This window comes from Escherichia sp. HH41S (genome assembly GCF_009820115.1).
Taxonomy (GTDB): Bacteria; Pseudomonadota; Gammaproteobacteria; order Enterobacterales; family Enterobacteriaceae; genus Escherichia; species Escherichia coli_F.
On record NZ_VNXE01000086.1, the window covers coordinates 24,299 to 40,547 of the forward strand.

Annotated in this window: 20 protein-coding genes; 6 read left to right on the forward strand and 14 right to left on the reverse strand. The window is 53.4% G+C overall.

The genetic code is table 11. The features are described from left to right. Positions 1-52 precede the first annotated feature (52 nt). From FQZ95_RS16110 to hycA, 12 genes are all read right to left on the reverse strand, one after another. The gene (locus FQZ95_RS16110; protein ID WP_000126291.1) at positions 53-472 is read right to left on the reverse strand and encodes a helix-turn-helix domain-containing protein; all 420 of its coding nucleotides are present in this window, start codon (positions 470-472) and stop codon (positions 53-55) included. Then, positions 469-780 (reverse strand): type II toxin-antitoxin system HigB family toxin, encoded by a 312-nt coding sequence (locus tag FQZ95_RS16115; RefSeq protein ID WP_000547560.1) that lies wholly within the window; start codon positions 778-780, stop codon positions 469-471. Before FQZ95_RS16115 ends, FQZ95_RS16110 begins: the two co-directional genes overlap by 4 nt. A gap of 162 nt (positions 781-942) precedes the next feature. Continuing rightward, positions 943-1,698, reverse strand: a complete 756-nt coding sequence (locus FQZ95_RS16120) for a hypothetical protein (protein ID WP_160530473.1) — start codon at positions 1,696-1,698, stop codon at positions 943-945. A gap of 42 nt (positions 1,699-1,740) precedes the next feature. Then, a complete protein-coding gene (gene hycI / locus FQZ95_RS16125; protein WP_000132961.1) occupies positions 1,741-2,211 on the reverse strand; it encodes a hydrogenase maturation peptidase HycI in 471 nt (156 codons plus the stop codon). Beyond that, complete coding sequence (gene hycH / locus FQZ95_RS16130; RefSeq protein WP_001291919.1) at positions 2,204-2,614, reverse strand: formate hydrogenlyase assembly protein HycH; 411 nt, start codon at positions 2,612-2,614, stop codon at positions 2,204-2,206. The genes hycI and hycH overlap by 8 nt, the downstream gene beginning before the upstream one ends. Then, positions 2,611-3,378, reverse strand: a complete 768-nt coding sequence (hycG, locus tag FQZ95_RS16135) for a formate hydrogenlyase subunit HycG (protein WP_000067390.1) — start codon at positions 3,376-3,378, stop codon at positions 2,611-2,613. Before hycG ends, hycH begins: the two co-directional genes overlap by 4 nt. After that, a complete protein-coding gene (hycF, locus tag FQZ95_RS16140) occupies positions 3,378-3,920 on the reverse strand; it encodes a formate hydrogenlyase subunit HycF (protein ID WP_000493782.1) in 543 nt (180 codons plus the stop codon). Before hycF ends, hycG begins: the two co-directional genes overlap by 1 nt. 9 nt (positions 3,921-3,929) lie before the next feature. Then, positions 3,930-5,639: a formate hydrogenlyase subunit HycE gene (gene hycE, locus FQZ95_RS16145; protein WP_001288122.1), complete on the reverse strand. Its 1,710-nt coding sequence runs from the start codon at positions 5,637-5,639 to the stop codon at positions 3,930-3,932. 17 nt (positions 5,640-5,656) lie between these two features. Beyond that, positions 5,657-6,580 (reverse strand): formate hydrogenlyase subunit HycD, encoded by a 924-nt coding sequence (gene hycD, locus FQZ95_RS16150; RefSeq protein WP_000115224.1) that lies wholly within the window; start codon positions 6,578-6,580, stop codon positions 5,657-5,659. Positions 6,581-6,582: 2 nt separating this feature from the next. Continuing rightward, entirely contained in the window at positions 6,583-8,409 is a 1,827-nt protein-coding gene (gene hycC / locus FQZ95_RS16155; protein ID WP_160530422.1) for a formate hydrogenlyase subunit 3, read from the reverse strand. Beyond that, entirely contained in the window at positions 8,406-9,017 is a 612-nt protein-coding gene (hycB, locus tag FQZ95_RS16160; protein ID WP_001079186.1) for a formate hydrogenlyase subunit HycB, read from the reverse strand. Before hycB ends, hycC begins: the two co-directional genes overlap by 4 nt. A gap of 124 nt (positions 9,018-9,141) precedes the next feature. Further along, positions 9,142-9,603: a formate hydrogenlyase regulator HycA gene (gene hycA / locus FQZ95_RS16165; protein WP_000158081.1), complete on the reverse strand. Its 462-nt coding sequence runs from the start codon at positions 9,601-9,603 to the stop codon at positions 9,142-9,144. A 211-nt stretch (positions 9,604-9,814) separates the two neighbouring features. On the opposite strand from hycA, the gene hypA reads away from it, so the two are divergent. The 6 genes from hypA (at position 9,815) to flhA (ending at position 15,584) form a co-directional block, all read left to right on the forward strand. Next, positions 9,815-10,165 carry a hydrogenase maturation nickel metallochaperone HypA gene (gene hypA / locus FQZ95_RS16170; RefSeq protein WP_001299100.1) on the forward strand — a complete coding sequence of 117 codons (351 nt, stop codon included), beginning with the start codon at positions 9,815-9,817 and terminating at the stop codon, positions 10,163-10,165. A 3-nt stretch (positions 10,166-10,168) separates the two neighbouring features. Then, complete coding sequence (gene hypB / locus FQZ95_RS16175) at positions 10,169-11,041, forward strand: hydrogenase nickel incorporation protein HypB (protein ID WP_000337665.1); 873 nt, start codon at positions 10,169-10,171, stop codon at positions 11,039-11,041. Further along, positions 11,032-11,304, forward strand: coding sequence for a hydrogenase 3 maturation protein HypC (gene hypC / locus FQZ95_RS16180; protein ID WP_000334881.1), 273 nt, complete (start codon positions 11,032-11,034; stop codon positions 11,302-11,304). The genes hypB and hypC overlap by 10 nt, the downstream gene beginning before the upstream one ends. Beyond that, positions 11,304-12,425 (forward strand): hydrogenase formation protein HypD, encoded by a 1,122-nt coding sequence (gene hypD, locus FQZ95_RS16185; protein WP_001212982.1) that lies wholly within the window; start codon positions 11,304-11,306, stop codon positions 12,423-12,425. The genes hypC and hypD overlap by 1 nt, the downstream gene beginning before the upstream one ends. Further along, positions 12,422-13,432, forward strand: a complete 1,011-nt coding sequence (hypE, locus tag FQZ95_RS16190; RefSeq protein ID WP_001059968.1) for a hydrogenase maturation carbamoyl dehydratase HypE — start codon at positions 12,422-12,424, stop codon at positions 13,430-13,432. Before hypD ends, hypE begins: the two co-directional genes overlap by 4 nt. Positions 13,433-13,505: 73 nt before the next feature. Next, positions 13,506-15,584: a formate hydrogenlyase transcriptional activator FlhA gene (gene flhA, locus FQZ95_RS16195; RefSeq protein ID WP_032184993.1), complete on the forward strand. Its 2,079-nt coding sequence runs from the start codon at positions 13,506-13,508 to the stop codon at positions 15,582-15,584. Positions 15,585-15,622: 38 nt separating this feature from the next. Here flhA and FQZ95_RS16200 read toward each other — a convergent pair whose 3' ends face one another. After that, positions 15,623-15,976 (reverse strand): nitrous oxide-stimulated promoter family protein, encoded by a 354-nt coding sequence (locus FQZ95_RS16200; protein ID WP_032303650.1) that lies wholly within the window; start codon positions 15,974-15,976, stop codon positions 15,623-15,625. 31 nt (positions 15,977-16,007) lie between these two features. Continuing rightward, positions 16,008-16,187, reverse strand: coding sequence for a hypothetical protein (locus tag FQZ95_RS16205; protein WP_160530423.1), 180 nt, complete (start codon positions 16,185-16,187; stop codon positions 16,008-16,010). Between the last annotated feature and the right edge of the window lie 62 nt (positions 16,188-16,249).

The window sequence follows — 16,249 nt, forward strand, 5'->3', positions numbered from 1 at the left end:
GGCCCGATAAGCGTTGCGCATCGGGCAATCTGGCGTTTGGCATCAGTCAAAATCAAAGAAACCATTCCGGCTTAACGCCAAATCGGGCTGAAAGTGCCTTAATGTGGGATATCGTCAGGGATCTTTGTCCAGACAAAATCTGACTGACCAGGGATTTAGAGCCGATTTCGTTCTTCAAATCCGCATAGGTCAGATTATGTTGATCAATCAACGTGCGAAGTAACGCCACGCCAACCGGCATTGCAGCAACGGCTTTGTCGAACTCTGCAAACTTTTCGTGGTTGTTTTCATACTCTGCAATGCGGCTCGCCAGAAAGTCGATAAGTGGATTGGTGTCATCTTCTTCAATCAAATATTCGACCAGTTCCAGTGCTTCACGATAATCATCTTCTGAGTCACTGCCTCCCAGAAAGGGGACTGCATTGACCAGTTCTCTTGTTGCTTTAACAGCGCGTGCAGCATTAGCAGTCATTCTTTGTTCTCTCTGTAGTAACGTGTCAGTTTGTCATACTCGGCATGATTCGTTATGTGCTTCACAAAGAACCGCTTATTAACAAAGTTTATGTAGGCAATAACCCTAAGATTGTTCCCGCCGACATCCAGAACGTACCATTTGTTGCGATATTTAAAATTGTCGAGGTTGGGAAACGCCGTTCGCATTTCTTCTGGCGTAGAAAAATCCGTTTCCTTAATAACCCGATACAATGAGTGTAGAGCCAGAGCGTCGTTAGGATATTTGCGCGCAGACTCTTCAAATGGCGCTTTCGAAATGATGTGCATTTTTAAGTTTTAACTTCCTTATAGTAAGTAAACAGCCACATCTGCAAGTTCTATCCTTATGTGTTCAGAAACTATAGCTCACCAAATCCAAGTTCACAATATGTAAACACTTGCGCGCGATATAATTCTCCCCCAAAATCCTCATACCCACTCTGCAAAAAGTCAGTTCTGATTCACCCCATCAAGCACATCCCCTGTTATCAAACAACGCTGCGTCAGCGCTAAATCTTCCGTTTGCGGGTCACGCCCGGCAATGGGTTTGAGGACGAGTTTACGGTTGGGGGTATAAGTGAAACGCGTGAGCGCGGGATAGCTTAACTTGCCAAACCAGCCGTGAACACGTTGCCATTTGGCGTCTTTTACCTGATACAGACTGGTTATCCAGTAACCAGAATTAAACTGCATATCCAGCAATTGTGTGTGGCCATTGCCTTGCAAATCCAGCAAATCATCTACGCCAGTTTTGCTTGCGGTGTAGAATCCCCAGGGTTCAAAGACACAGGGACGACCATCGCGCGTGAACGCCATAAGGATTAAATGTGCATAAGGAGCCAGACCATTACCAGCACTTGGTAACCAGATAACCAGATCCTGAATGCCGTTACGATCCAGATCGGCGCGATAGAGTTGCCCTTTGCCCGCCATATTTGCCAGCATACCCACAGGCACCTTCCAGGATTTACCGGCGCGGTCTTTAGCAGTTAATTGCCAGTAATCCTCTTCATTTGGCATCTTCTCAAGCGTCACGCCAGCAACGCCCACTTTTCTAAAATGCCAGGTTTGCTCGGTATAATAAGGCATAGTCAGGAGAGGTTTCAGCGCCCGCTTTTGCGCGTATTCGCTGTCACTCATTGGCAGATATTCGGTAAAGCTGGTAGCCTGCGTAGGAAGCACTAAGCAAAATAAAAAAGCGCACATCCCTGTTCTGATTTTCAATTCCCTGAATTCCTTACTGAAAAACTACTCTTCTTCCACCGCTAACTGCGCAAATCCACCATTCCCTTCCCAGCCTTCAAGTCGTTGATAAACGGTTTCTACCGCATCTTTAATCGGCTGGGTCATCGGGTAGTAAAAACCGACGATATCCGGCTGGATGCCGAGGAAAATCACTTCGCCAATGTCTTCTTTTAACTGGTCGATAAGGTAGTTCAGCGGCATGTTATGGGTAGTCATCATAAACATCTCAGCGATGTCATCCGGGTCGATGATGCGGATCTCGCCGGGGTTTAGCCCCATATCCGTAGCGTCGACAATCAGCAGTCGCGTCGGGCGCAGTTCGCGGATGGCGACAATGTCGTTTTCCGGTGCGCTTCCGCCGTCAATCACCACCCAGTTACCTTTCGGCGCGGCGGCGCACTTTTCCGCCAGCAGCGGACCTGCGCCATCATCGCCCATCATGCTATTGCCAACACAGAGTAAAACGTCAGTCACGCAGTCTCCTCACCATCAAATAGATGGCATTTTCCTGATAAATATCATGCAGCATACTTAACAGCATGGTACTCCATTCCTTCTGCTGCGAAGTTTGCGCTGCCCGGGCTTTATCGAATGCGTTGGCCAGCATCGGCACATGGTTAATGTCGATAACGATCTCACCATATTTTGGCACGCCTTCCATTTTGCGGCGGGCTTCGCTGCCCGCCTCCAGAGTGGCAATCCATGCCAGATATTCATCCCACGGGCAGGTGAGCGCGGCTTCCAGGCAATCGATAACCCCAAGGTGGTGACCAATCGCCAGGCTGTAATAGACCACCTGCTGCGCCTCGGCGGGCGTAGCATCGTTCTCATCAATAAATTTACGGCTCAGTTGACTGAACACCACCTTTTCACTCATCGAATACGCGCCTCTTCAACAACATGATTCAGATGGCTGACAATCTCGTTCAGACGCGGATCGTTTTCCGCTTCCAGCCAGCGTGCAACCTGCTCTTCACCCTGCCCTAACTGCGTCAGGAAATCATCGGCAATCTGGCGACCGTAACGATAACCCGCCAGGCGGCGTGCTTCGCGATCTACTTTTACACGCAGCGGCTGCACCATATCGCCATGCAGGATCTCTGCCGGTTGTTCATCCAGTTCACCCGGCCCACGGGCGTGAATTTTCTGCTCCAGCAGGCCGAGCGCCATTGCAAAGCCGTACAGCGTGGCGGCTGGCGTTGGCGGGCACCCCGGAATGTAGACATCCACCGGGACGATTTTATCCGTACCCCCCCACACGCAGTAGAGATCGTGGAAGATCCCGCCGCTGTTACCGCAGGCACCGTAGGAGATACAGATTTTCGGGTCCGGCGCGGACTGCCACGCACGCAGCGCAGGGGATCGCATTGCACGGGTGACCGCGCCGGTAAACAGTAAAATATCCGCATGACGCGGAGACGGAACGACTTTAATGCCGAAGCGTTCTGCATCGAACAGCGGCGATAAGGTTGCGAAAATTTCAATTTCGCAGCCGTTGCAGCCGCCGCAGTCCACGCGGTAAACGTAGGCAGAACGTTTGATTTTTTTCAGTAACGACGCCTTCATACTGGCGATGGATTCATCCACCGTCATCGGGACCGGAATGCCGTTGGCGTCACGGGGGCCTAATAAATTGCTCATCAGATGGCCTCTTTCATATGGCGAGTCAGTTCAATACGGTCGGACGGCACCAGGCATTTCTGGCGCTTACATTCCGGGCAAGTCTCAAAGCTTTCGCGGTGGTTTTCCGCACGGCTGTCACCATTGTGCTTAAGCAGCGCAATGGCGTAGTCGATCTCTTTCTGGACGGCGAAAGGACGATTACAGATGCGGCAGTTGCACAGCGCGAAGCGAGACTGTTGCAGGAAATCTTCTTTCTTCCACACCGCCAGTTCGTACTCTTGCGACAGTTTGATCGCCGCCGTCGGGCAGACTTCTTCGCAGCGTCCACAGAAGATGCAGCGTCCAAGATTGAACTCCCACGCCAGCTCACCGGTGGCGAGGTCAGTTTCAACCGTTAAGGCGTTTGACGGGCAGGCATTGACGCAGGCTGCACAGCCGATGCACTGCTGCGGGTTCTGCTCTGGCTTACCACGGAAGTTTTTATCAACCGCAATCGGCTCCAGCGGGTAAGACGAGGTCGCCGTGCCGGTTTTGATGACTTTTTTGATAAAGGTAAACATGGCGATTCCTTATTTCAGCGGCGAGTTTTTACGCTCAATGCTGTAGCGCTCAAGTTCTTTGTACGGCACCACTTTGCTCTTCTTCTTACGCACATCGACCACGGTCATGCGGTCGGTACAGGAGTAGCAAGGGTCCAGGCTACCAATAATCAGCGGCGCATCAGAAACGGTGTTGCCGCGCAGCATGTAGCGCAGGGTCGGCCAGTTCGCGTAGGTCGCGGCACGGCAGCGCCAGCGGTACAGCTTCTGGTTGTCGCCGGTCATACTCCAGTGGATATCATCGCCACGCGGCGCTTCGGCAAAGCCCAGCGCAAAACGGTGCGGAATGTAGGTAAAGCCTTCCACCATCAGCGGGCCGCCCGGCAGGTTATCCAGACCGTAGTCAATCATGTTCAGCGCGGTATAGACTTCGTTGATACGCACTTTCAGACGGGAAATCACATCGCAGCCCTGCTCACTGTGAACTTCCATTGGCAGTAAGCCATAGCCAACAAACGGGTGATCGGCGCGGGTATCGCGGGCGTGACCACTGGCGCGGACCATCGGGCCGACGTTACTGAAGTCGCGGGCAATTTCCGGGTCCAGACGACCAATGCCGACAGTGCGCTGTTCCATGTTTGGCGTACTCAGCAGCACATCCACCAGCTCCTGTACTTCACGACGCATTTGTTGCGCCAGTTGACGGGTCTGGATCATGTCGTCTTTCAGCAGATCGCGACGAATCCCGCCGATCAGGTTCAGGCCGTAGGTTTTACGCGCACCGGTAAGGATCTCCGCCATTTTCATGGAGGTTTCACGCACGCGGAAGAACTGCATAAAACCGGAGTCAAAGCCAGTAAAGTGGCAGGCAAGGCCAAGGTTGAGCAGATGCGAGTGCAGGCGTTCCACTTCCAGCAAAATGGCGCGGATCATCTGCGCACGTTCTGGCACCTGAATACCCATCGCGTTTTCCACCGATGTGGTGTAAGCGGTGCTGTGGGCAAAGCCGCAGATCCCACAAACTCGGTCAGAGAGGAAGGTCACTTCGTTGTAACCCATGCGGGTTTCCGCCAGTTTTTCCATGCCGCGATGGACATAGAACAGGCGGTAGTCGGCGTCGATAATGTTTTCGCCATCGACGAACAGACGGAAGTGGCCCGGTTCGTCAGAAGTGACGTGCAGTGGACCAATCGGCACGACGTTGTTTTTCTTGTCGCCCAGTTCGTTGATGAACTCGTAGGTTTCAGCATCAGTAGTTGGTGCCGGACGTTGACGATAATCCATGCTGTCTTTACGCAGAGGGTAGAGTTCATCCGGCCAGTCATCCGGCAGCACCAGACGGCGTTCATCCGGAAGCCCTACCGGAATCAAACCGTACATATCGCGCACTTCACGCTCGCCCCACACCGCCGCCGGAACGCGCGGCGTCACGGACGGATATTCTGGTTTGTTGGCGTCAACTTCGACGCGAACCGTAATCCAACACTTGGTGCCCTTCTCCATCGACAGCACGTAATAAACGGCGTAATGACCATTCAGTTTGCGTTCGTCGTTACCAAAAAGCACCGACAGCCAGCCCCCCTGCTTGTAGTAGAGGAACTCCACCACTTCCGGCAGATAGTTCACCTTCACGGTGACAGTCAGCTGATCTTTGGTCTGCCAGGCGTGGTCCAGCACGACGCCCGGAAATGCCTCATTCAGCGCGGCGAGATAATGTTGACCTAATTTTTCTTCAGACATGCTCAAACTCTCTTTAATCACGCCGCCAGCAAGGAGACGAACGCTAAAAATGCAAAGCCAAAACCAGCCCAGGTAATGCGTGGTGTAATATCAAGACGCAGACGGGCCATGCTGTTTTCGAACAGCGCGATAACCAGTACGCCGACCACCAGTTTGACGATGGCAATCACTAGCGCCAGCAGCAGCCCACCGGCAGTGAAGGTTTCCATTTGTCCCCACGGAATAAACACCCCGACGAACATCTGTAACACCACCAGCTGTTTCAGGCTGATACCCCATTTCATGACGCCAAAGCCGCTGCCGCTGTACTCAGAGAGCGGACCTTCCTGCAGCTCCTGCTCGGCTTCCGCCAGGTCGAACGGCAGTTTGCCCATTTCGATAAAGGTGGCGAATGCGCAGGCACAGAGCGCCAGCACCAGCGGAATGCTCTGGCTCAGCGGCCAGTGATAAACGGTGTCGGTGATGTTGCTGATGTTGGTGGAACCGGCCACCTGCGCGGCGACCCACAGACCAAGCAGCAACATCGGTTCAACCAGCACGCCCAGCATCGCTTCACGGCTCGCGCCAATAGCAGTAAACGGACTACCGGTATCCAGACCAGAAATGGCAAAGAAGAAACGCGCAATGGCGAAGAGATACAGTAAAGTGATCAAATCCCCCAGTTGCGGCAGCGGAGAACCGACAGTCACTACCGGCAGCGCGGTAGCGATAGTCAACATGACGCCAACCATTACGTACGGTGTCAGGCGGAACACCCAGCCGGAGGCATCGGGACCAACGCTCTGACGACCCAGCAGTTTGATAATGTCGCGATACTCCTGCAACACGCCCGGCCCGCGACGGTTATGCAAGCGGGCGCGCGCCACGCGGGTAATACCGGAGAGCAGCGGCGCAACGGCAAATAACACCAGCGCCTGAATTAACGGATATAAAACACTCATTCTCAGGCTCCTCGTGAAACAATAATCACCACCAGCACCGCCAGTTCAACCAGCGCCATCCGGCGGAACAGCAACGCACTCCCCTCGCACTGCCAGCCTGGTACCAGCGACACCGGATTCAGCCATTTGCGCAGTTTCAACACTGGCGCAAATGCCTGTTTCACCGGCATGGCAAAACCGTGAGCGGTAATCACCATTGATTTTTCATGGTCGTAGCCGCACACCCAGGCCGCGCCGCGGGAACGCGACGGCAAACGATCGCCTTTGCAAATCGCCATAATGATGAATGGCAGCAGCGGGCAGGCAATCAGCAGCAACGTGATCATTGGTTGAGAAACGGTTGTATTAGCAGGCTCCAGCGGCAGAGGTACGGCAGCAGACAACATCGGCAGCAGCCACGGCGCAGCAACACCGCCAATCACGCAGCAAATCGCCAGTGCCACTACGCTTACGCTCATCAGGAGCGGCGCACAGGTGGCGTATTCGGCTTCTTTGGTACGCGGCGCGCCAAGGAAAGTAACGCCATAAACTTTCGCCATACACATCACTGCCAGCGCACCGGTAATTGCCAGCCCCACGGCGAGCAGCGGCCCGAGAAGACGAGCAACAAACGCGCCACTATTGCTCAGTTTGAAGAAGGATTGATAGATAACCCATTCCCCGGCAAAACCGTTCAGCGGTGGCAGCGCAGCCATTGCCATCAGACCGACCAACATGGCGATGGAGATAACCGGCATTTTTTTGCCAATACCGCCGAGTTTTTCGATATCGCGATGACCGGTACGGAACCAGACGCTCCCAGCCCCGAGGAACAGTACGCTCTTGAACAGGCTATGGTTAAGCAGATGGTACAGACCACCGACCAGGCCAAGGGCAATCAGCGCCGGTTGTTCAAGCGCGATACCCGTTACGCCAGCGCCCAGCCCCAGCAGGATGATGCCGATATTTTCCAGAGTGTGGTAAGCCAGCAGACGCTGAATGTTGTGCTCCATCAGCGCATACAGACCGCCGACGAACGCGGTGATCATGCCGAGTACCAGAAGTGCAATTCCCCACCACAGCGGCGCATTACCGCCCAGCAGAGACAGGGTTAAAATACCCAGCAGGCCAATTTTCATCACCACCGTGGAAAACAGCGCGGCAGCTGGCGCAGAGGCGTTAGCATGAGCCTGTGGCACCCAGCCGTGCAGCGGGATAATCCCGGCAAGCAGGCCAAAACCAATCACACCGAGCAGCCAGATATCGGAACCAAGCGGCAGCTGTTGCATGCGCATATCCAGCAGGCGCAGATCCAGCGTGCCGTAACGTTGCCACAGCAGCCAGCAAGCAATCGCCAGCAGCAAAGTGCCAAGACGCCCCAGCGCAAACCACAGTTTGCCCTCTTTGCTGTTGCTGGTGAGGAACACCGCACACAGGGCCATGATTTCTGCCATTACCACGAACATGCCCAGATTGCTGGCAATGACGGCACAGACGGCAGCAGCCATCAACATATTGATTTGCAAACCGTTGCATTTCACCTGCGCATGGCGATGCCAGTCAATGTTGTAAAGGCTGACAAACAGGCCGCACAGGCCGAGGGTTATCAGCCAAATCGCATTAAGCGGAGAGATTTGCACATTGTAGCTTACCAGCGACAACGCGCCGCTCACGCCAACCGCGCCAGTCAGCACAGTGAAGCCTGCGGCTGCCGTATACAGGCTACCCACCGCGCCGCCAATTCCGGCAATCCAGCCGCTTAACGCCTTTTGAAAAGAAAAGAGAAATGCCAGAACAGCGGCGGCAACAAACCACGCCACGCCGCTATTGATCAGGGAAATTGCGCTCATTTAGCCTCTCCACTTTGAGCCTGCTGAAACAAGGTGAGATCGCCAAAGTCCGTGTTAAAGGTCAGCTCACGCTTACGCTTGCTGACGCGGGCGATATCGGTGTTATCCACCAGATGCAGGGCTTTGGTTGGGCACATCCGCACGCAGGCTGGACCTTGTTCATCAAAGCTACAGAGGTCACATTTGACGGCGATCGCGCGAATACCCGGCACCCAGTCAAGCAACGTGCTGACACGCGCCGGAGCAGGCGGTGCCGGTGGTGCTTTCGGAGTATTGGCGTTTGCCGGAATATCCAGCGGACGGCTGCCGGAAAATTCGATTGCGCCAAACGGGCAGGCGATGCCGCACAGTTTGCAGCTTACGCACAGGCTTTCATTCAGCTGCACTGCCCCATCAACGCGGGTGATAGCGTTAACCGGGCAGACCACCGCACAGGGTGCATCTTCACAGTGGTGACAGAGCTGCGGCGCAGATTCTTTTTCATTTAGCATCACTCGCAGGCGCGGCATTGATTGCAGGCCGTGCTGGCGATGCGTCTCTGAACAGGCGGCCTCACAGGTGTGGCAGCCGATACAGAGCGTGGAGTCAGCAATTACAAAACGATTCACCAGGCATTCCTCAGGTGATTGTCATTTTTGACGAAAACATGCCGATGAAATGTCATTTTCGACACTCATCGACACGCCCATCCCCAAACAGGCGTAACGCCTGCAAAACGGGCAAAGCCTCAGCTCATGCCGCCGGGCTTTGTCCCTTTACCAGTTGGCTTAAATTCACCGGTACATTGTTTTCAATGGCGGTGTATAAGCTGTCGTAAACGCCAGCGATTTTTTCGAGATAGTGTTCCAGTACCTGTTCGCGATCGCGGATGTTGACCTTGCCATCTATCATTCCGTCAATGCTCAATTGTGCCTGCGCAATCCGCTGTTTTTCTTCACCCTCTTTCGTTTCGACGTAATACTCGATGGTGTGGCTGTTAAAGCCATCCGCCAGGGTGACGTAAATACGAAAATGTTCAAAAAGGACGAAACAGAGTTCTTTGTCTGGCGCACAGCTCATGGCGTGATGCAGGCGCGCTTTCGATAACGTGATCCCCTGAACCAGCGAATTGCAGTAGAGATGCCACTGGTCCTGTAGGCGACGATGCCGCTGTGCGATGTAATCGGCTTTCTCGCTTATTTCCCAAATAGTCATTGTCAGGTTACCCGTTTAACAGAGATGCCAGCTTTAAGCATTTTTTGTGCCAACTTTTAATTTATTGTTATAAAAGAGATTTTTAGGATTCTGGTGAATTTCGTCGCCGTGTCGACGTGTCATTTCGACATCATCGACATTATTCACTTTAGGGATAATCAACACTGGCACAATTATTGCTTGTAGCTGGCAATAGTTAATGGGAGGCGATATGCACGAAATAACCCTCTGCCAACGGGCACTGGAATTGATCGAACAGCAGGCCGCAAAACACGGCGCAAAACGCGTAACTGGGGTCTGGCTCAAAATTGGCGCATTTTCTTGTGTCGAAACCAGCTCTCTTGCCTTTTGTTTTGATCTGGTTTGCCGCGGCAGCGTAGCGGAAGGTTGTAAACTGCACCTCGAAGAACAAGAGGCCGAATGCTGGTGCGAAACATGCCAACAATATGTGACGCTATTAACCCAGCGCGTCCGGCGCTGTCCACAGTGTCATGGCGACATGCTACAAATTGTGGCAGACGACGGTTTACAGATTCGGCGGATAGAAATAGACCAGGAGTGAGCGATGTGTACAACATGCGGTTGCGGTGAAGGCAACCTGTATATCGAGGGTGATGAACATAACCCTCATTCCGCGTTTCGTAGCGCGCCATTTGCCCCGGCGGCACGCCCGAAGATGAAAATCACCGGCATTAAAGCGCCTGAATTTACCCCCAGCCAGACTGAAGAAGGCGACCTGCATTACGGTCATGGCGAAGCGGGCACTCACGCGCCGGGCATGAGCCAGCGTCGGATGCTGGAAGTCGAAATTGACGTGCTGGACAAAAACAACCGTCTGGCTGAACGCAACCGCGCGCGCTTTGCTGCCCGTAAGCAACTGGTGCTCAACCTGGTTTCCAGCCCTGGTTCCGGTAAAACCACCCTGCTGACGGAAACCTTGATGCGCCTGAAAGACAGCGTTCCGTGCGCAGTTATTGAAGGTGACCAGCAAACCGTGAACGATGCCGCGCGCATTCGCGCTACCGGCACGCCAGCGATTCAGGTGAATACCGGTAAAGGTTGCCATCTTGACGCACAGATGATTGCCGACGCCGCGCCGCGCCTGCCACTGGACGATAACGGTATTCTGTTTATCGAAAACGTTGGCAACCTCGTATGTCCGGCGAGCTTCGATCTCGGTGAAAAACACAAAGTGGCGGTGCTTTCCGTTACCGAAGGTGAAGACAAACCGCTGAAATATCCACATATGTTTGCCGCCGCCTCACTGATGCTGCTCAACAAAGTTGACCTGCTACCGTATCTCAATTTCGACGTTGAGAAGTGCATCGCCTGCGCCCGCGAAGTCAATCCAGAAATTGAAATCATCCTTATTTCCGCCACCAGCGGCGAAGGGATGGACCAGTGGCTGAACTGGCTGGAGACACAGCGATGTGCATAGGCGTTCCCGGCCAGATCCGCACCATTGACGGCAACCAGGCGAAAGTCGACGTCTGCGGTATTCAGCGCGACGTCGATCTAACGTTAGTCGGCAGCTGCGATGAAAACGGTCAGCCACGAGTGGGCCAGTGGGTACTGGTTCACGTTGGCTTTGCCATGAGCGTAATTAATGAAGCCGAAGCGCGCGACACCCTCGACGCCTTACAAAACATGTTTGACGTTGAGCCGGATGTCGGCGCGCTGTTGTATGGCGAGGAAAAATAATGCGTTTTGTTGATGAATATCGCGCGCCGGAACAGGTGATGCAGTTAATTGAGCATCTGCGCGAACGTGCTTCACATCTCTCTTACACCGCTGAACGCCCTCTGCGAATTATGGAAGTGTGCGGCGGTCATACCCACGCCATTTTTAAATTCGGCCTCGACCAGTTACTGCCGGAAAACGTTGAGTTTATCCACGGTCCGGGTTGCCCGGTATGTGTACTGCCGATGGGAAGAATCGACACCTGCGTGGAGATTGCCAGCCATCCGGAAGTCATCTTCTGTACCTTTGGCGACGCCATGCGCGTACCAGGGAAACAAGGGTCGCTGTTACAGGCAAAAGCGCGCGGTGCCGATGTTCGCATCGTTTACTCGCCAATGGATGCGTTAAAACTGGCGCAGGAGAATCCAACTCGTAAAGTGGTGTTCTTCGGCTTAGGGTTTGAAACCACCATGCCGACGACGGCCATCACTCTGCAACAGGCGAAAGCCCGCGATGTGCAAAATTTTTACTTTTTCTGCCAGCATATTACGCTGATCCCAACGCTACGCAGTTTGCTGGAACAGCCGGATAACGGTATCGATGCGTTCCTCGCGCCGGGCCACGTCAGTATGGTTATCGGCACCGACGCCTATAATTTTATCGCCAGTGATTTTCATCGTCCTCTGGTGGTTGCTGGATTCGAACCGCTTGATCTACTACAAGGTGTGGTCATGCTGGTGGAGCAGAAAATAGCGGCCCACAGCAAGGTAGAAAATCAGTATCGGCGCGTGGTGCCGGATGCCGGTAACCTGCTGGCGCAACAGGCGATTGCGGATGTCTTCTGCGTCAACGGCGACAGCGAATGGCGCGGCTTAGGCGTGATTGAATCTTCTGGTGTACACCTGACGCCAGACTATCAACGATTTGACGCCGAAGCGCATTTCCGCCCGGCACCGCAGCAGGTTTGCGATGACCCGCGCGCACGTTGTGGCGAAGTATTGACGGGCAAATGTAAGCCGCATCAATGCCCGCTGTTTGGTAACACCTGTAATCCTCAAACCGCGTTTGGCGCGCTGATGGTTTCCTCCGAAGGAGCATGCGCCGCGTGGTATCAGTATCGTCAGCAGGAGAGTGAAGCGTGAATAATATCCAACTCGCCCACGGCAGCGGCGGCCAGGCGATGCAGCAATTAATCAACAGCCTGTTTATGGAAGCTTTTGCCAATCCGTGGCTGGCAGAACAGGAAGACCAGGCGCGCCTTGAGCTGGCGCAGCTGGTGGCAGAAGGCGACCGTCTGGCGTTCTCCACCGACAGCTACGTCATCGACCCGCTGTTCTTTCCTGGTGGCAATATTGGCAAGCTGGCGATTTGTGGCACCGCGAATGACGTTGCGGTCAGTGGCGCTATTCCGCGCTATCTCTCTTGTGGCTTTATCCTCGAAGAGGGATTGCCGATGGAGACGCTAAAAGCCGTGGTGACCAGCATGGCAGAAACCGCCCGCGCGGCAGGCATTGCCATCGTTACTGGCGACACTAAAGTGGTGCAACGCGGCGCGGCAGATAAACTGTTTATCAACACCGCTGGCATGGGCGCGATCCCGGCGAATATTCACTGGGGCGCACAGACGCTAACCGCAGGCGATGTTCTGCTGGTGAGTGGAACTCTCGGCGACCACGGAGCAACTATTCTTAATCTGCGCGAGCAACTGGGGCTGGATGGCGAACTGGTCAGCGACTGCGCAGTGCTGACGCCGCTCATCCAGACGCTGCGTGATATTCCCGGCGTGAAAGCGCTGCGTGATGCCACCCGTGGTGGTGTAAACGCAGTGGTTCATGAGTTCGCGGCAGCCTGCGGTTGCGGTATTGAAATTTCAGAAGCGGCACTGCCGGTTAAACCTGCCGTGCGCGGCGTTTGCGAACTGCTGGGGCTGGACGCCCTTAACTTTGCCAACGAAGGCAAACTGGTGATCGCCGTTGAACGCAACGCAGCAGAGCAAGTGCTGGCGGCGTTACATTCCCATCCACTGGGGAAAGACGCGGCGCTGATTGGTGAAGTGGTGGAACGTAAAGGTGTTCGTCTTGCCGGTCTGTATGGCGTGAAACGAACCCTCGATTTACCACACGCCGAACCGCTTCCGCGTATATGCTAATAAAATTCTAAATCTCCTATAGTTAGTCAATGACCTTTTGCACCGCTTTGCGGTGCTTTCCTGGAAGAACAAAATGTCATATACACCGATGAGTGATCTCGGACAACAAGGGTTGTTCGACATCACTCGGACACTATTGCAGCAGCCCGATCTGGCCTCGCTGTGTGAGGCTCTTTCGCAATTGGTAAAGCGTTCTGCGCTCGCCGACAATGCAGCTATTGTGTTGTGGCAAGCGCAGACTCAACGTGCGTCTTATTACGCGTCGCGTGAAAAAGACACCCCCATAAATTATGAAGACGAAACTGTTCTGGCACACGGTCCGGTGCGCAGCATTTTGTCGCGCCCTGATACACTGCATTGCAGTTACGAAGAATTTTGTGAAACCTGGCCGCAGCTGGCCGCTGGTGGGCTATACCCCAAATTTGGTCACTATTGCCTGATGCCACTGGCGGCGGAAGGGCATATTTTTGGTGGCTGTGAATTTATTCGTTATGACGATCGCCCGTGGAGTGAAAAAGAGTTCAATCGCCTGCAAACTTTTACGCAGATCATTTCTGTCGTCACCGAACAAATCCAGAGCCGCGTCGTCAATAATGTCGACTATGAGTTGTTATGCCGGGAACGCGATAACTTCCGCATCCTGGTTGCCATCACCAACGCGGTGCTTTCTCGCCTGGATATGGACGAACTGGTCAGCGAAGTCGCCAAAGAAATCCATTACTATTTCGACATTGACGATATCAGCATCGTCTTACGCAGCCACCGTAAAAACAAACTCAACATCTACTCCACTCACTATCTTGATAAACAGCATCCCGCTCACGAACAGAGCGAAGTCGATGAAGCAGGAACCCTCACCGAACGCGTGTTTAAAAGCAAAGAGATGCTGCTGATTAATCTCCACGAGCGAGATAATTTAGCCCCTTACGAACGCATGTTGTTCGACACCTGGGGCAACCAGATTCAAACCTTGTGCCTGTTACCGCTGATGTCTGGCGACACCATGCTGGGCGTGCTGAAACTGGCGCAATGCGAAGAGAAAGTGTTTACCACGACCAATCTGAATTTACTGCGCCAGATTGCTGAACGTGTGGCAATCGCTGTCGATAACGCCCTTGCCTATCAGGAAATTCATCGTCTGAAAGAACGACTGGTTGATGAAAATCTCGCCCTGACCGAGCAGCTCAACAATGTTGATAGTGAATTTGGCGAGATTATTGGTCGCAGTGAAGCCATGTACAGCGTGCTTAAACAAGTTGAAATGGTGGCACAAAGTGACAGTACAGTTCTGATCCTCGGTGAAACTGGCACTGGTAAAGAGCTGATTGCCCGCGCGATCCATAATCTCAGTGGGCGTAATAATCGCCGCATGGTAAAAATGAACTGCGCGGCGATGCCTGCCGGATTGTTGGAAAGCGATCTGTTTGGCCATGAGCGTGGTGCGTTTACCGGAGCCAGCGCCCAGCGTATCGGTCGTTTTGAACTGGCGGATAAAAGCTCCCTGTTCCTCGATGAAGTGGGTGATATGCCGCTGGAGTTACAACCGAAGTTGCTGCGTGTATTACAGGAACAGGAGTTTGAACGTCTCGGCAGTAATAAAATTATACAGACGGACGTGCGTTTAATTGCCGCGACTAACCGCGATCTGAAAAAAATGGTTGCCGACCGCGAGTTCCGTAGCGATCTCTATTACCGTCTGAACGTATTCCCGATCCACCTGCCGCCACTACGCGAGCGTCCGGAAGATATTCCGCTGCTGGCGAAAGCCTTTACTTTTAAAATTGCCCGCCGTCTGGGGCGTAATATCGACAGCATTCCTGCCGAAACATTGCGCGCGTTGAGCAATATGGAGTGGCCAGGTAACGTACGCGAGCTGGAAAACGTCATTGAGCGCGCGGTATTGCTGACACGTGGCAACGTGCTGCAGCTGTCATTGCCTGATATTGCTTTACCGGAACCTAAAACGCCGCCGACTGCAACGGTCGTCGCTCAGGAGGGCGAAGATGAATATCAGCTAATTGTGCGTGTATTAAAAGAGACTAACGGCGTGGTTGCCGGGCCGAAAGGCGCGGCGCAACGTCTGGGACTAAAACGCACCACACTGCTATCACGGATGAAACGACTGGGGATTGATAAATCGGCATTGGTTTAACTGCATGAGGTGCCGGACAGATCTGCCTGTCCGGTATACTATTCACGATTTTTTTTCGGGCGATATTTTTCTGGCAACTCCGGCACCGGACGCTTGTCATCAATGAGATGGCGTACGGTTAGGATCGGATGACGCCACAGCATGCGCGGCCCGGCCCAACGCATAATCTGTTTCATCTCTTCACGCTTTGCAGACTGGTAACAGTGCACCGGACACTGCTTACAGGCGGGTTTGTCTTCGCCGAACACACATTTATCCAGCCGCTTTTGCGCGTAAGCAAACAACGCCTCGTAATGCTCCGGCTCTGCTGACGCCTGCGGGCATTTCGCTTGATAAAGATCGATCATTTTTTTAATCGTCAGTTTTTCACGAGAGATACGCTTGCCGGACATGCTGCCTCCACCTCATTAAGATGTATTTATATTACAACTTAATTTGAAAGGGGACTATGGCTCTGAAGAAGAAGGGGTCGCCAACTGATACAATTTTGCGTACTTGCTTCATAAGCATCACGCAAAAGCTGCAAAACAGCATCTTTCCCGGAATCACCATCAAGAACTCGCCGTTCACTTCTTCCCCTGAAATGATTAACTCCGGTATCATGTGCGCCTTATGTGATTACAACGAAAATAAAAACCATCACACCCCATTTAATATCAGGGAAC